The sequence below is a fragment of the Mucilaginibacter sp. KACC 22773 genome (genome assembly GCF_028736215.1).
Lineage (GTDB): Bacteria > Bacteroidota > Bacteroidia > Sphingobacteriales > Sphingobacteriaceae > Mucilaginibacter.
The window spans coordinates 4313915-4331417 of record NZ_CP117883.1 but is presented as its reverse complement, the minus strand read 5'-3'; the positions used below and the strand labels follow the sequence as shown (position 1 = coordinate 4331417).

12 protein-coding genes are annotated in these 17503 nt (G+C 42.5%); all 12 read left to right on the top strand.

The genetic code is table 11. The annotated features are described in order from the left end of the window. The first annotated feature begins 19 nt into the window (after positions 1–19). A complete protein-coding gene (locus tag PQ469_RS17595) occupies positions 20–820 on the top strand; it encodes a DUF4350 domain-containing protein (protein WP_274208842.1) in 801 nt (266 codons plus the stop codon). 378 nt (positions 821–1198) lie between these two features. Next, on the top strand, positions 1199–1762 hold the full coding sequence (locus PQ469_RS17590; RefSeq protein WP_274208841.1) for an RNA polymerase sigma factor: 564 nt from the start codon (positions 1199–1201) through the stop codon (positions 1760–1762). Positions 1763–1858: 96 nt separating this feature from the next. Continuing rightward, positions 1859–2746, top strand: a complete 888-nt coding sequence (locus PQ469_RS17585) for a FecR family protein (RefSeq protein ID WP_274208840.1) — start codon at positions 1859–1861, stop codon at positions 2744–2746. A 165-nt stretch (positions 2747–2911) separates the two neighbouring features. Then, the gene (locus PQ469_RS17580) at positions 2912–6277 is read left to right on the top strand and encodes a SusC/RagA family TonB-linked outer membrane protein (RefSeq protein WP_274208839.1); all 3366 of its coding nucleotides are present in this window, start codon (positions 2912–2914) and stop codon (positions 6275–6277) included. A gap of 11 nt (positions 6278–6288) precedes the next feature. Continuing rightward, complete coding sequence (locus PQ469_RS17575; RefSeq protein WP_274208838.1) at positions 6289–7998, top strand: RagB/SusD family nutrient uptake outer membrane protein; 1710 nt, start codon at positions 6289–6291, stop codon at positions 7996–7998. 174 nt (positions 7999–8172) lie between these two features. Then, complete coding sequence (locus PQ469_RS17570) at positions 8173–9729, top strand: rhamnogalacturonidase (RefSeq protein ID WP_274208837.1); 1557 nt, start codon at positions 8173–8175, stop codon at positions 9727–9729. 16 nt (positions 9730–9745) lie between these two features. Then, positions 9746–11029 carry a PQQ-dependent sugar dehydrogenase gene (locus PQ469_RS17565; RefSeq protein WP_274208836.1) on the top strand — a complete coding sequence of 428 codons (1284 nt, stop codon included), beginning with the start codon at positions 9746–9748 and terminating at the stop codon, positions 11027–11029. Positions 11030–11037: 8 nt separating this feature from the next. Beyond that, positions 11038–11481: a c-type cytochrome gene (locus PQ469_RS17560; RefSeq protein WP_274208835.1), complete on the top strand. Its 444-nt coding sequence runs from the start codon at positions 11038–11040 to the stop codon at positions 11479–11481. 26 nt (positions 11482–11507) lie between these two features. Beyond that, positions 11508–12728: a glycoside hydrolase family 88/105 protein gene (locus PQ469_RS17555; protein WP_274208834.1), complete on the top strand. Its 1221-nt coding sequence runs from the start codon at positions 11508–11510 to the stop codon at positions 12726–12728. A 146-nt stretch (positions 12729–12874) separates the two neighbouring features. Beyond that, a complete protein-coding gene (locus tag PQ469_RS17550; protein ID WP_274208833.1) occupies positions 12875–14548 on the top strand; it encodes a glycoside hydrolase family 28 protein in 1674 nt (557 codons plus the stop codon). A gap of 26 nt (positions 14549–14574) precedes the next feature. After that, positions 14575–16629 (top strand): glucosidase family protein, encoded by a 2055-nt coding sequence (locus tag PQ469_RS17545; protein WP_274208832.1) that lies wholly within the window; start codon positions 14575–14577, stop codon positions 16627–16629. A gap of 28 nt (positions 16630–16657) precedes the next feature. Next, the gene (locus PQ469_RS17540) at positions 16658–17503 is read left to right on the top strand and encodes an SMP-30/gluconolactonase/LRE family protein (protein ID WP_274208831.1); all 846 of its coding nucleotides are present in this window, start codon (positions 16658–16660) and stop codon (positions 17501–17503) included.

The window sequence follows — 17503 nt, the reverse complement described above, 5'->3', positions numbered from 1 at the left end:
GAAAACTAATATAAACCAGATGAAATTTAAAAAAGGCATCACCATAGCGTTGCTTGCTGTAATAATGATACCGGCAGCAAACGCCCAAAGTAAAACTGTAACCTTAGACTATTTTTTTAACAATGAATATCGTAAAAATGCATCGGGTACAATGGAGCGTTTTCATTATACCTGGGAGGATACCAAAAGTTCGGGATATTCAATATGGGGGAATATTTTTAAACAAAATGGTGCAAGCCTGAAAAGCCTTATGGCCGAACCAACTGCAGAAAGTTTAAAAGGCACTGATATTTATATTATTGTTGACCCTGATACGAAGAAAGAAACGGCCAATCCTAATTATATTGAATCGAGGTATATTAAAGCTATAGCTGATTGGGTCAAAAAAGGCGGTGTGCTGGTAATGCTTGCAAATGACAGTGCTAATGCCGAACTACCTCATTTAAACAACCTGGCAGGAAAATTCGGGATCCATTTTAACGATGATTTATACAAGCACGTTATTGACAAGCAATTTGAAATGGGAGCAATAGCTATTTCGCCGGGTAACCCTATATTTAAAACAGCCCGCAAGGTTTATTTAAAAGATATAGCAACCATAAAACTATCATTAAATGCCCAACCTGCGCTTACAGATAGCGGTAAAGTAATTGTGGCCACAGAGCGGTATGGCAAGGGGATAGTGTTTGCAGTTGGCGACCCATGGATATATAATGAATACACTAACGGAAGACTGACACCTTCTATGGGGTTCGAAAATGATAAGGCGGCCGAGGATATAACTCAATGGCTTTTGTCGCAAATACCCAAAAAGGAATAACTCATTACATTAAAACTTTCGTTTATAGAACGGTAAAGCGCACTAAGTAAATGTTTTAACGATGGTGTTAATGAAAATTTTCAATTGATTTTGATCGAATATTTTGCGCTGATTTAATTTTTATATACTTTTAGATGACGGCCTGCCGATGCGTCGAAAAAATTGTAAACCAGTTAAATTTATTTCAATAATTTACATACTAAAGCCTGCAAATTAACTTTAGTGTAATCAACCGGATAGCAATATAGATGAATAAATTGCTAAATTAATTGCATAAACAAGCCGTAATTATAATTTAATTGCAGTACCAATTATAAAAACCAATTATTAATAATACAAAGTTGCCAAAAGCAGACTGTATTATTTGATACATAAGAAATGCTGTCTGAAGTAGAATTAATAACATTAATTAAGCAGGGAGATATCCGGGCCTTTGACGAGTTTTATAAAAGAAACTGGCGGGGCTTATACCAGGCTGCTTATCGTTCAACGGGTTCATCTGATGATGCCAAGGACCTTGTTCAAACGGTTTTCATCAGTTTATGGAAATGCAGGTTTACCCTTTGCCCCGAGCAATATAATTCATCGTATCTCTTAAGGGCCTTAAAGAATAATATCATTAATTTTCACAAAAAGGATGCGATCAGAAAGAGGGGAGTGGATGAACTAATGCAATTAAGTGGCGGCAACGAATTTACCAACGAAGATGATTTAATTGCCAAAGAACTCTCCAATACAATTGAAGGCCGCATTAAAGAGCTACCTGGTAAAATGCAACAGGTGTTTGTGTTGTCCCGTCAGCAAAACTTATCCATCAGCGAAATATCTGAGATGCTTGATATAGCCCCGCGTACTGTAAAAAACCAGATATCTAACGCGCTTAAAATATTACGCACAGGATTGGATGTGTTCCTTGTGATAACTTTTCTTTTTATAAAATAAATCTGGTACCAAAACCAGTTGCGCTTGTATTATAAGTGCCAATGCATAAACTGCCTTGTAAGCAGATATTTAAAAACCAAATACACTTTTACAATAATGATAAAATGGCTGAAGCCTGGTCATAAGCCTATTGGCGGTGAAGCACATCTGCATGATGAGGCAACTATGCAGGCGATAGAAAAGCAGATGTTAAATGCTATTCATAAAGAAATTTATGGTAAGTGGTATTTTATAAAAACAACGTCGGGTAAATATGCCGTTGCAGCATCGTTTGTACTTTTATGCTGCTCGATAGCATTGGGCCTTAAACTCTCCTTAAAAAATAAAATCAATTTTGTTACGGTTGCTGCGGCAAATGGGCATATCAATATTGTTGACTTACCCGATGGGTCAAAGGTGTGGTTAAACTCGGGCTCCACTATCCGTTATCCCGACAAGTTTGACAAAACCCGCGAAATTCAGTTGATTAACGGCGAAGCTTTTTTCGACATAAAACACGACGAACATAGTCCTTTTATTGTTCATTATGGCAGTTTGCATGCGCGTGTTTTAGGAACGGCCTTTAATATCAAATACTTTAAAAAACTTAGTGATGTAAGGGTAACCGTAACAAGGGGACTCGTAGAGGTTGGAAAAAATCGTGAAAGTTTTGGCGTGCTTGCTCGTGATAATGAAGTTTCCTATGATCAGCTAAGCAATCAGCACATCATTCGCAAAGTTGATTCACGGAAGATAGCCGCCTGGACAACAAACGAGGTTAATTTATATGATGTTTCTTTTGCTGAACTGATGCTCAGGCTCGAAAACATCTATAACGTTCACATCGCCTACGATCATGCAAAACTGAACACCCTGCCAACAACTATTCATTTTTCAAACAACGATAATTTGCAGCAGGTGCTCGAAATTATTAAAACAATACATCGCGTAAACTATACGGTAAAGGGAAAGGAGGTTTCTTTAGAAAAAATACCTAACAAATAGTAAATAAAAAATGCCAATGTCTATGAGCAAAGCTTAGCAGACATTGGCACTGAGTTAATGTAAGTTATTGGCAGGTTCCAAGCTAAACCAATGATTTACATAGTTTTTTAAGACAAAAACTTTGTAAAGATGATAAAAAAATTGACTAAATTTTTTACTTTTTTCATGAAAGTATCAATAACTGTAGTAGTATGCTCGCTGGTGTGTTGCCAGTTACTGCTTGCTAAGACAGCAAAGAGCCAGATTTCGGCCACGCTTGTCAAAATTTCTTTTGGCAAGGAAAGTCTGCAGAGCTCCATCAGCAAGCTCGAAAAACAAACGGGCATCAAATTTTCCTACAACCCCGAAGATTTGAAGGGTTATTCGGTTAAACCTAATAAGTTCAAAGAGGAAAAACTGAGCAATATCCTTAATTACCTGTTTGCTAAAACACAGCTTACGTTTAAAGAAATTAGTGACGGTATTGTAATTTACGACAAAACAGCAACACTAAAAACGAGCTTGTTCACCGATAAATCTTCAGTACCGGATATAAAAACCGAATCGGCCGATATTACGGTTACGGGCACGGTGTCAGATTTAAACGGCCCCCTACCGGGTGTATCAGTTGTGATTGAAGGCAGTACCAAAGGTGTTATCACCAATACCAACGGAGCTTATTCGCTAAGAGCTGCTCCGGAGGCAGCGTTGATATTTTCTTCTATCGGTTATAAAACACAAAAAATCAATATTAACAACCAAACCGTTATTAATGTAACTATGGTAAGCGATTTGAGGTCGTTGAGCGATGTTATAGTGGTTGGTTATGGTGTTCAGAAAAAGTCGGACATAACAGGTTCAATAGTCTCTGTTAATGAACAGGCGCTTCGCGATATTCCGGCCGCAAATATAGGCCAGGCGTTACAGGGGCAGGCCGCAGGTGTTGATATTCAAAAAAGCGCCGGTAACAGCCATCCGGGAGCTACGCCATCAATCTTAATCAGGGGCACCAGGTCAATAAACGCCTCAAATTCACCACTGATTGTAGTTGATGGCCTTCCTTTTAACGGAAGCCTTAATGATATTAATCCGGATGATATAGTATCGTTAGAGGTATTGAAGGATGCTTCCTCCACCGCTATTTATGGTTCAAGGGGTGCTAACGGTGTTTTATTGGTTTCTACCCGCCGGGGTAAAAAAGGCGGTACATCAATAACCTACAGTGGTTACGCCGGTTTTAACAAGCCAATGGGGCATTATAATGTAATGAATGGCACTCAATTTGAAGACCTTAAAAAATGGGGCCTCATCAACGGGAACCCCGGCAAATATTCGGGCTTGGATGATCCGGCCTTTTTAACCGATGGCTCTTTTGCCCCGCAGGAAGTAGCCTCAATTAAAAGCGGACGCAGTACAGATTGGCAAGACCTGATTTATAAAACCGGTTTTGTTACCGACCACCAGTTAGGCGTTTCCGGTGGTAACGATTTAACCCAATATGCTATATCTGGCGGGTATTATAACGAAACCGGTATATATTTTGGCCAGTCATTCGTGCGGTACTCTATCAAATTAAGCATTGATCAGCAATTGGGTAAAAACGTTAAAATAGGCTTAAGCAGTTTAAACACCTTAAGCTATACCAATGGCGAAAATGCTAACCCACTTGGGCAGGCGCTCAGGGCAAGCCCGCTTTCTACCCCGTATGATGATGCTACCGGTAAATTAGTAGGTTTTACAGCGGGCAGTGCCAACCAGGTTTGGAACCCGCTTGCTAACTTTGTTCCAGGTGCTGTTGCCGAAACACGCAAACGGTTTGGAACATTTACCACTGCTTATGCCGAGATTAACCTGGCGCCGGGCTTAAAATACAGGTTTAACGGTGGTGCCGAAATACGGCCCGATATATACGGAAATTACTACGCCAGCGCAACCACCAATAACCTGGGCGGTGCATCTACAGCAAATAACCAAAGTACTTACAGCTACAACTATACGCTTGAAAATATTTTAACTTACGACAAAACAATTGCTCAAAAGCACCATATCAATTTTACTGGTCTGTACAGTTTGCAGGAAAGTCAATCGCAATCTAACTCGTTCAGTTATAACAATATTCTGTCAGACGGTATTCAGTATTTTAACCCGCAGTATGGCGCTAATTTGAGCGGATCCGGCTCGTACTCAAAATGGGATATTATATCCTACATGGCAAGGGTAAATTATGGCTTTGCCAATAAATACCTGCTTACATTAACCATGCGTTCAGATGGTTCATCGCGCCTGGCGCCTGGTAATAAATATCATGTGTTCCCTTCGGCGGCAGCTGCCTGGAATGTTACCCAAGAACCCATGTTTAAAGATTCACATGTGTTATCAAATCTTAAATTGCGGGTAAGCTATGGTACGGTTGGTAATACTGCCATTAACCCTTACCAAACATTAGGCGCGTTAACATCGGTTAACTATAACTTTGGCTCTACCAACCTCACCGGGGCCTATCCAACAAACGTACCCAATCCCAATCTTACCTGGGAGTATACATCTACATTAAACGCCGGTGTTGATTTTGGATTTCTTGACGGACGGATAACAGGTGCCGTTGATGCTTATCATCAATATACCAGGTCGTTGTTGCTTCCCTTGTCTTTACCACCAACATCCGGTATCCCCAACAGCATTTTAACCAATGTTGGCCAAACGCAAAACAAGGGTATCGAAATAAGCGTAAGCAGTGTTAATATACAGGGTAACGGCAGAAACAGCTTTAGCTGGACTACCAGTGCCAACATTACCTTCAACCGCGGAACAGTAACCAAATTAGCAAGCGGTGTTACGCAGGACATAGCGAACAACCTTTTCGTAGGTCAGTCTATTAATGCCATCTTCGACTATAAAAAAGTGGGAATCTGGCAAAATACGGCGGCCGATACGGCGCAGGCAAAAAGCCTTGGGCTTACCACAACAGGTACCGGTTCTGTTATAGGCACCATAAGGGTAGAAGATGTAAATAAGGATGGAAAGATTAGTGCAAGCGACAGGATAGTGCTTGGATCAGATCAGCCAAAATACACAGGCGGGTTTACCAACCGTATTGCCTACAAGGGTTTTGATTTTACCGTAGTTGGAGTTTACAGGGTAGGCGGTTTAATAACCTCCCGGTTATTTCAAAGCGGCGGTTTTGTTAATACCTTCCAGGGCAATTATAATAACCTGAATGAAGATTACTGGACCCCAACCAATCATCAAAATTTTTATCCAAAACCAAACTCTGCATCAACCAATACACCTTACTCATCGTTACTGAGCTACTTTGATGGTACTTTCCTTAAAATAAGGAGCGCTACACTGGGTTATTATATGCCCGAATCAATAACAAAGCGTATTAAGGCAAAGTCATTAAGAATATATGCAACGGCGCAAAATCCATTTATACTTTTTTCGCCGTATCGCAATACTTTTCACGGTCTTGACCCTGAAACAGCCGGAAGCTTAGCCATTGATACTCCTCCCACAAAGTCATTTATATTCGGTATTAACATGACACTTTAAATTAAAATAAGATGAAAAGAATATCTATATATTTATACAGCTGTTTATTTTTAGGTCTGATTGTTACCTCGTGTAAAAAAACATTGGTAGAAGCTCCTAAATCAACCTTAACCCCAGCTTTTTTTACAACAACACAGGGTTTCATGTCGGGGCTTACGGCAGCCTATGCCGGTTTCAGGACCATTTGGGGACCTGATACCTATTTTGAAATGACCGTGCCCGGTACCGACGAATTTATTGCCGGTAACGATGGCAATAACGGCCTGGTTAAATACAACAGTAACTTCAATACCGCCGATGGCATAGTAGCCGGCATTTGGAAAAACTGTTACACCTATATCAATACCTGTAACGGGCTAATTGATAATGCTCCGGCCGGGCTGGATGATGCAACAAAAGCAAGTTTAATTGGCGAGGCTAAGTTTCTGCGCGCCAACTATTACTTTATATTAGTTCAGTTTTGGGGCGATGTTACTTTAAACAAAAGTTTTCAGGCAACCCCAACAACTTCTGCCACGCGCGCGCCGATGGCCGATGTATATGCTTTTATAATTCAGGATCTTAAAGATGCCATAGCTGCTTTGCCTGTGGGGCCGTTAACCAATGGCGTACAGCCGGGCAGGGCTACCAAAGCAGCTGCAGAGCATATGCTTGCAAAAGTTTACTTAACAAGGGCGGGCTCATCGGTCAAACAAGCTGATGATTATAAAAACGCCTATACCAACGCTATTGATTTAATTACCAATATTGCTCCTGGTGCCGGCATTAAGCTGCAACAGGATTTTGGAAAAGTATTTGCCGAAGGCAATGAAAGCAACAGCGAAATATTATGGACAGTACAGCACACTACAACACTGGCCTACAATGGTTCGCCAACTCAAAATAATAGCGGCCCCGATAATTTACTGTGCCATTTATTTGCGCCAAAATATGAAGTGCAGCCAGGTATGCAGCGCAGCACCCTTTATGGCCGCCCTTATATACGTGCTGTACCTACCCATTGGCTTACCGATACTGTGTTTAAAGAAAGGATAAACGACCAGCGGTATAATAAAACATTTCAAACCATGTGGTTGTGTAACAATGCTGCATCTATACCAAACTGGCCCAATCCTTTACCGGCAGGCGCTCCGGCAGGCGCACAACCGGGTGCACCTAAATTTACTGTAGGCGATACAGCTATATGGATGCCAGGCTACGCCATGACCTCCAGTCAAATTGCAGGTTACCGTTACCAGGTTATTCCGCCCAGCAAATACAGTATTGCCCTGTCGCCGGCCATGATCAAATATTTTGATACCAAACGGCCCGATCAAAATTCACCATCCAGCAGGCCTATCATCATATACAGGCTGGCCGAAACCTATTTAATTGCCGCCGAGGCGTTATATATGGATGGCCGGGCGGCTGATGCGGTACCGTATATCAATGCGGTGCGCGAAAGAGCTGCTTACCCATCGGGCAATGCGGCTGCAATGGATATCACTGCTGATAAAATCACACTGGATTTTATTTTGGATGAGCGCTCAAGAGAGCTATGCGGCGAACTGGTACGCTGGCTTGACCTGGCCCGCACAGGTAAGTTACTGGAAAGGGTAAAGCTGCATAACACCGATGGTAAAAGTAACATTAAGCCATTTCACGTGCTGCGCCCAATTCCGCAAACACAAATTGATGCCACTATTACCGGCACCCCTTATCCTCAAAACCCTGGTTGGTAAGTTAGTGTCTTGTCATACTTAAATTGTCGGTTAGTCTTAAGTCGAAAGTCTTAAGTTCTGAGTAAGAAACAAGCAAAATACGACTTGAGACTACCGACTAAAAACTGGTGACTTAATACAGGGTTCACTTAACATCTATTTATAACAAACAGAACGCAATAATTAAAACTATATATGAAAAAGCATAACCCGGCTCCTGGTATTCTTTTTACTTTTCTTTTGTTTTTTTATGGCCTTACAGCTTTTGCCGGCGTTTATCCGGCACCCGAAACATCACCCTATAACGTAAAACTCTACGGGGTAAAAGGGGATGGTAAAACCATTGATACCAAAGGGATTAATAAAGCAATAGATGCAGCGGCAACAGCTGGTGGGGGCACTGTTTACTTTCCGGCAGGCAATTACTTATGCGGATCTATCCATCTTCAAAGCAATATCTCTTTATATATTGATCAGGGGGCCACTATCATTGCGGCCCCCATTACCGATGAATCCGGTTATGATTTACCCGAGGATAAGATCGACAACAAATACCAGGATTTTGGGCACAGGCATTGGCATAACAGTTTGATATGGGGCGAAAACCTGCATGATATTTCCATATTAGGTCCTGGCACCCTTTGGGGAAAAGACCTGGTACGGAGTAATAAAGGAGAGGACGACAAGCGCCCGAACAAAACAATCAGCCTTTATTTATGCCGCAATGTAATCATTAAAGACATATCCATATTGCATGGCGGCTGGTTTGGCATCCTGGCTACCGGGATAGATAACTTTACTATTGATAATGTGAAGATGGATACCAACCGCGACGGGATGGATATTGACTGTTGCCGTAATGTGCGTATTTCTAACTGCAGCGTTAACTCTCCCTATGATGATGGTATATGTTTGAAAAGCACCTTTGGCCTTGGCTTTGCCCGCGCTACAGAAAACGTTACCATTACCAACTGCCAGGTAAGCGGTTATGATGAAGGTTCGTTTTTAGACGGCACTTTTAAACGGAACGAAAAGAAATACTCCGATGGTAATCCTACAGGCCGTATAAAAATGGGCACCGAATCAAATGGCGGATTTAAGAATGTCACTATTTCAAATTGCGTATTTGATTATTGCCGTGGCTTGGCTCTTGAAACTGTTGATGGCGCGCTTTTAGAAGATGTTACCATTACTAACATTACTATGCGCGATATTGTAAACGCACCCATTTTTGTTCGCCTTGGGGCACGTATGCGCGGACCCGAAGGTACACCTGTTGGCGCACTCAGACGGGTTATCATCAGTAATGTGGTATGTTATAATGCTGATAATAAGCATGGCGCAATCATAAGCGGAATCCCCGGCCATGATATTGAAGACTTACGGTTAAGCAATATCCGGATCTATTATAAAGGCGGCGGTACTAAAGAGCAATCAACACGTGAAGTGCCTGATTTAGAAAAAGAGTATCCCGAACCATATCGTTTTGGTACAATGCCGTCCTACGGTTTCTTTATTCGTAATGTTAAAGGTCTTAAAATGAACGATGTGGAGGTAAGTTATATTGATGAGGATCTTCGCCCCGCATTTATACTTGACCATGTAACCGGTGCCGATTTTCAGCACATCAAAGCGCAGAAAGCAGCCAATGCACCGGCATTTGTTTTAAATGAAGTAAAAGATTTTAACATATATAACAGCCTGCCGATTGCAAACACCAGGATGGCAGATGTGAATAAAAAGGAACTTTAATAAAATAAATAATTGCATGAAAAGTAAACTATCCAGGTCAATAATAATACTTACAGCACTTGCTGTAAGCGTAACACTTTATGCCCTAAAACCGGCAGCCGATGTAGTACCCGATGCCGATAATGCCGGTTTAAAATTGCCCGCCGGATTTGGCGCCTTAAAAGTTGCCGAAACAGGTGCCAAGGCAAGGCACTTGGTGGTTACACCCCAAGGCGATATTTATGTAAAGCTGGCAAAGATCAACAAAGAAGGTAAAGGTATTTTAGTATTTCATGAGGGCCCAAACGGCAAGGCCGAACTTAAATCGGGCTTTGGTACTTACGGTGGTACCGAAGTTTATTTAAAAAACGGTTACCTGTATGCTTCATCCAATACCGAGGTATTCAGGTATAAGGTGAATGATAAAAATGAAGTTATTAACCCCGATCAGCCCGAAAAAATAGTTACCGGTTTAAAGGCGGGCCGCCAGCACGAAACCAAATCGTTTGCATTGGATAACGATGGCAATATTTATGTAAACATAGGCGCCTGGTTTAATGCATGCCAGGAAAAAGACCGTGGGTTACATTCACCCGGAATACCGGGCTGCCCTATTCTTGATTCGATGGGTGGGGTGTGGCAGTTTAAGGCCGACAAATTAAACCAAACCTATGGCGATGGTGTGCGGTATGCGACCGGGCTAAGAAATATGGTTGGTATGGACTGGAACCAGCAGGACAACCAGCTTTTTGTAATGCAACATGGCAGGGATAACCTCAACAGCTCGTGGCCCGAACTATATACCACCAAACAATCTGCTGAGTTACCAGCCGAATGTTTATACGTTCTTAAAAAGGGTGACAATGCAGGCTGGCCGTTTATGTACTATGACCAGATTCAGCATAAGAAGATACAAGCCCCTGAGTATGGCGGCGATGGAAAAAAAGAAGCTGATGCTAAATTTCTCGATCCGGCTGCCGCCTATCCTGGCCATATGGCGCCCAATGGTTTGCTGTTTTATACCGGCAATCAATTTCCGGCAAAGTATAAAAACGGGGCTTTTATAGCATTTCATGGTTCATGGAACAGGGCTCCCGAACCACAGGCCGGATACTTCGTAGTTTTTCAGCCATTTAAAAATGGAAAGCCCGACGGTGATTGGGAAGTATTTGCAGATGGTTTTTCGGGCTCGCCGGAAAAAACGGCGGCTGGTCGTGCCGATCATCGCCCCTGCGGGCTTGCCCAGGGTGCCGATGGCTCTTTGTATGTAACTGATGATTCAAAAGGTACCATATACCGTATTATCTACACTAAAAAGTAATTGCCACAATGAGAAAATATTTGATAGTTATAACTCTTGTTTTTAGCTGCTTTCAGTTAATAGCCCAGGTTAAAACTCCGGCAAAAGCCAGGGTTAAACCCCGGACAGACTTAGCTAACCCGGTGGTTGATGGTAAAGTGGTATACACAAAATATTGCTTAACCTGCCACCAGGCTGATGGGGGCGGGGTACCTAATATGAATCCACCGTTAATCAAAACATCTTATGTGCTGGGCGATAAAAGCCGCCTGATTAAAGTAGTACTTAACGGGTTTTCGGAAAACGTTGATATTGATGGTGAATCATACTCAAACGTGATGCCTGCACATGATTTTTTGAAAGACCAGGAAATTGCAGCGGTGTTAACCTATGTCAGGAAAAACTTTACCAATAAAGCGGGCGCAATAAGTACGGCGCAGGTAAAGGCCGTAAGGGCAGTAAATAAAAAATAAATCCTTTTTAAAACAGATACCTCAATATGATGAAATCATTTTTATACTTATTACTAATGGTTTGCCCGGCGATAGCATTTGGGCAGGAGACCAATACCGAGGCAGTTGTTCGCAAAGTTGCCGACAATATAATTCAGAACACCTCTTTTAAATTTATCAATTCCACTACCAAAGAAAAATACGATTCTACCAAAGGGCTGGCATCATCGGCTGATATTAAAGCTGATAGCAAATACAACAAATGGGCCTATGTAAACGGTGTTTTAGCCATTGGTATGGTGCAAACTGCCGATGTGCTTAATGATAAAAAGTACTCGAAGTATTCCCAGCACAATTTTGCGTTCATTTTTGATAATCTTAATTATTTTGAAACGCTTCAAAAAGCTAAAACACCAAGGGTAGAATATGGGTCTGTATTTAACATCACCAACCTTGATGCTTGCGGGGCAATGTCGGCAGGGTTGTTTGATGTAAATGCGCTGGCACAAAGAAAAGATTACCAGGCCTATTTAGAAAGATCCGCAGCTTATATTTTAACTAAACAGATGCGTTTGTCTGATGGCACACTTGCACGCCCGCAACCACGTTTTGGTACCCTTTGGGCCGATGATATGTTTATGAGTATCCCGTTTTTAGCGCGTATGGGAAAACTTACCGGCGACAGCAAATATTTTGATGACGCTATAAAACAGGTGGAGAATTTTAACAAATATTTGTATGATCCGGCCACCGGTCTTTTCTTTCACAATTATTATTCTGACGATCAAACCAATGGTGTAGGTCATTGGGGGCGCAGCAATGGCTGGATAGCCATGGCACAGGTTGAGTTGTTAAACAATTTGCCGGCAAACCATCCCAAACGCCCCGAACTGATCAAATTGCTGTTGAGGCAAATTGTAGGTTACTCCCGCTACCAGGACCCAACCGGTTTATGGCACCAGTTATTGGATAAACCCGATTCGTACCTGGAAACATCAGTTACTGCTATGTACACATATGCTGTAGCCCGTGCAGTAAATGAGGGCTGGATCAATGAAAAATATTTAGCTATAGCCCGAGAAGGATGGGATGGGTTAAAAACCAAAATTACAGCCGCCGGCGAATTGCAGGATGTTTGCATTGGTACCAACATGGATACCGACATTAAATTTTACTACACCAGGCCAACTGAGCTAAACGATACGCATGGCTTAGGCGCACTGTTACTGGCTGGAACCGAAATGCTTAAAGCAGAAAGGAAAAAATAACCATGTACAAGCTAACCAGGCTATTGCTCAGGGAAATCAGTTTTAAAATCAAGAAAAAAACAAGAGGTACCTACGGAGCCAAAAAACGAGACATGGTTCACTATAAACACATAATTCTGTTGGAGTTGAAAATAGTCGGTGAATCCATGACTCCAGCGGAGTCACGTGTTTATAGCAAAGGAAACCTAAAAGCCAGGCTCCGTAGGTGCCTCCTCTTTAAAAGCGATTTCGCCGGGCTATTTCTGGGTATTATTCTTACAGCGGCGTGTAATTTAAGTTTGTTTGCTGCCAATGTGGATATCACGGCTTACGGTGCCGTAGGTAACGGCACCATTTTAAACACCAACGCTATTCAAAAAGCAATTGACGCTTGTTATAAAAGCGGTGGTGGTAAAGTTATTATTCCTTCGGGAGTGTTTTTAACAGGCACAATCGCACTGAATGATAACATTACCCTGCAGCTAAACAAAGGCGCTGTTTTATTAGGCAGCACCGATGTTAACGATTATAAAAATCTTGATCCGTTTGTAGATGGGCTGGGCATAAGTGTTGGCTGGGCCCTGGTTGTAGCCGTTGATAAAAAAAATATAGGAATAGCGGGCGAGGGTACCATTGATGGCCAGGGATCAAAACTCAAAGCGCAGCAAATATTAACTGATATACGCGCCGAATCGCAACGCTGGGGCAGGCGTCCATTTTTATTGCGTATTGTGCGCTGCCAAAACGTTGCTTTAAATGGTGTTACCCTAAATTATGCCGCAGCCTGGACATCTCATTACTTTCAATGCAAACAGGTAAGCATTAAAAATGTAAAAATTGTAAGCAGGGGCGTAGCGCACAATGATGGTATGGATATAGATGGCTGCCAGGATGTTACTATTAAAAATTGTGATGTAGAAAGCGGCGATGACGCTTTGTGTTTTAAAACAACATCAAGCAAAATGGCCTGTAAAAACATTGTTGTTTCGGGCCTGCGGTTAAAAAGCGGCCAGGGAGCTATCAAAATCGGAACGGAATCCATGGCGGCATTTGAGAACATCAACATATCGCAATGTTATATTTACGATACAGCCAATGGCGGTATAAAGCTGCTTTCGGTTGACGGTGCAAATATCAGGAACGTCCAAATCAGCGATATTACCATGGTTGAGGTAAAAACGCCTATACTCATTCGTTTAGGTGCCAGGTTAAGTGTATTCCGTAAAGATCAGGATAGTAAGCAACCTATAGGGACGCTTGAGAACGTAATCATCAAAAATGTAAAAGCAAAAGCGGCCGATAACGCACAGCTGATGCCGCCATCGGGTGTCCTGATAACAGGTATCCCTGGGCATAACATTAAAAACCTGGTATTAGAAAACATAGAGATAAACCTTGCAGGCGGCGGAAATAATGAAAATGCCAGGCAGGTTGTACCCGAGGCCATTGATAAATATCCCGAAGTAAAAACATTTGGTCCGCTGGTGCCGGCCTACGGTGTTTGGGCCAGGCATGTGGATGGACTAAAGGTGAGCAATGTAAAATTTACCCTAAGCCATAATGATCTTCGGCCAGCCATTATCTGCGAAGATGGGAAAAATATAGCGCTTAATTCCTGCATCATTCCAGAGACTACCGGCGCCCAGGCTGTAATAAGGTTAAAGAATGTTGCCGGGGCGCGCGTAACGAACACTACTGCAACCGGGTCTGCAGATTCATTTGTGCGTGTTGAAGGCAATGCAAGCCGTGATGTACATATCCTGGAAAATAAAATCCCTGGCATACAAAAAAAGCTTGAACTATCTGCCGATCTGAAAGCCGGAGCAGCTGTTTTGGATTAGAATAACACATTGATGATCAATATAAAATGAAGGCAAATGTTTGCAAAGTATTTTTAGGCTTAGTTTTTCTGCTGCCCTGCAGGCTTTATGCCCAGCAGAGCGCTTTACCAAAACAAACCGACCGTTGGGCCATACAACCAGATGGAAGTATCAAATGGACTATTAATGGCAGGTTACCGCATACAGATCATATAGAAATGTCGGGAGAGAAAGTATCGGTTTGGGTTCAGTATGGGTTAGATAGCGCTGGCAGATCATCTGTTTTGCGAACGGTAGTGTTCCCCACATTCAGGATGCTGCCCGATGGTACCCGTACCCATATTGATTATTCTTTTCAGGATAGCGGACTGCCACGGTTTTATATTAATAATCGTCAGCTGAAAACCGATTTAGCAAACGGGAAAAAATCGGGCGATCTTTCGTACAATATCAAAAGCATCAGCCACAAAGGCATTATGCGGATTGAGGCGACAACAAGCAATCCGGCGCCGGTAAAAATTGAACGGAGTATTTTTCCATCGGTGGATAAACCGATGGTTATTGAAAAGTTTGTATTTACTAATATTACCGATAAGCCGGTCACCATTTCCATGGAGTATTTGCGGCATGAGGTGAGGACGGATAGTCTTAAAAGTAAAGTAAGGCCCCATTCCATTATCATGGGATCTGCCAATAGTGGCAGCCGTATAGTGCAAGCCGGTGAGCATACAACTTTCGCGGTTTATTATTTGGCAACAGATTTTCCTGGTCAGCCTATTATGGTTAACGCAGATGCGGAAGAAAAAGCCCGCGAAAACCGTGTAAATACAATCTTATCACCGCTGCAATTAAAAACACCCGATACTTTATTAAATACTGCGTTCGCCTTTGCCAAAATCAGGGGGACAGAGAGTATTTACAAAACCAAAGCAGGCTACCTGCATGGGCCGGGCGGGCTGGCATACTATGCTGCGATCTGGGCAAATGACCAGGCCGAGTATATTAGTCCCTTCTTCGCGTTTTCGGGAGATAGTATCGGTAACCTGTCGGCCATGACGTGCTACCGCTTATTTGCCAGGTATATGAACCCGGAGTACAAACCCATACCCAGCTCCATAGTTGCCGAAGGCGACGCCGTATGGAAAGGCGCGGGTGACCGTGGCGACCAGGCCATGATTGCCTATGGCGCTTCGCGGTATGCATTAACCTATGGTCACCCCGATTCTGCAAAAGTATTGTGGCCACTCATTACCTGGTGCCTGGAATATAGTCACCGGAAACTAAACGACCGGGGCGTGGTTACTTCAGATCATGATGAGTTGGAAGGTCGCTTTCCATCTGGTAAAGCCAACCTGTCAACCAATAGCCTTTATTATGATGCGTTGATATCGGCGGCTTACCTTGGCAAACAATTGCATCAGCCAAAAGCACAAACAGACGAATATTTAAAACAAGCGGCAACGCTTAAAAGTAATATCGAAAAATACTTCGGGACAACCATAGAAGGCTTTAAAACCTACAAATACTACGAAACCAATGATGTACTGCGTGCCTGGATCTGCCTGCCCCTTACCATGGGTATTTTAGATAGGAGCGAAGGAACCATCCAAGCCCTGTTTTCGCCCCGCTTATGGACGGCTGATGGATTGGCTACCGAGGCAGGCAAAGAAACTTTTTGGGACCGCTCAACCCTGTATGCACTTCGCGGTGTATTGCAGGCTGGTAAAACAGAAAAAGCAATGGAATACCTGCGCTATTATTCGCGCAGGCGACTATTGGGAGAGCATGTGCCCTACCCGGTAGAAGCCTATCCCGAAGGTAACCAAAGACATCTATCTGCCGAGAGCGGACTTTACTGCAGAATATTCACCGAAGGCTTATTTGGTATGCGGCCAACAGGCTTTAATAGCTTTGATTGCACGCCAAGGCTGCCAAATGGCTGGAATGAAATGGCATTGAATAACATCCATTCCTTCGGGCACGTGTTCAACCTTAAAATATCGAGGGTGAATAAGGAGAAGTTAAATATTACCATAACCGAGGGTAGCAAAACCATCAAATACAAAGTAAATGACGGGGGTACACAAGCGGTCAGTTTATAAGTATCAATACCAAACAAATAATATAACTATGAAGAGCAAACTTTTTAAATACATATTGCCTGTTTTAATGGTAGTTACTGTTTATGACAGTAATGCCCAAACACATCAACTGGAAAAGCTTTGGGAAACGGATACAGTTATAAGGGTTCCCGAATCAGTTTTGCCGGATTTTAAAAAAGGTATATTATATGTATCAGAGATAGATGGAAACCCCAACGCTGTTGATGGTAAAGGTGGCGTAGCCAAAATTACTATTGACGGAAAGATCATTAACCTTGATTTTACAACCGGTTTAAATGCACCTAAAGGACTGGGGCGGTTTGGTAATGAGTTATACGCCGCAGATCTGTCGGACGTGGTAGTTATTGATATGAATACGGGTAAGGTTAAAAATAAGATTGCTATTGATAGTGCCAAAGCCTTAAATGACATTACTGTTAATGATAAAGGCGTTGTTTATGTATCAGATAGTAAAACAAAAAAAATACACCGTATTGAAAACGGTCATGCAAGCACGTTTTTAACAAACGTAAGCGGTGTAAACGGGCTTAAAGCTATCGGTACCGATCTTTATATACTGGGTGGCCAAAAATTTATGAAAGCAGATAGCCAGGGTAATTTAACACAAATAACCATGCTAAGCTGCGGAGGCGATGGCCTTGAGCCTGTTGGTAACGGCGATTTCCTGATCACCTGCTGGTCGGGACATATATTTTATGTAACCGCCGATGGTAAAATAGAAACCCTGCTTGATACACAGGAGCAAAAAGTAAATACCGCCGACCTGGCCTATGATACCGTGAAACACATTTTGTATGTGCCTACCTTTTGGGCTAAAAAGGTAATAGCCTTTAAGTTAACAACAGTTAAATAA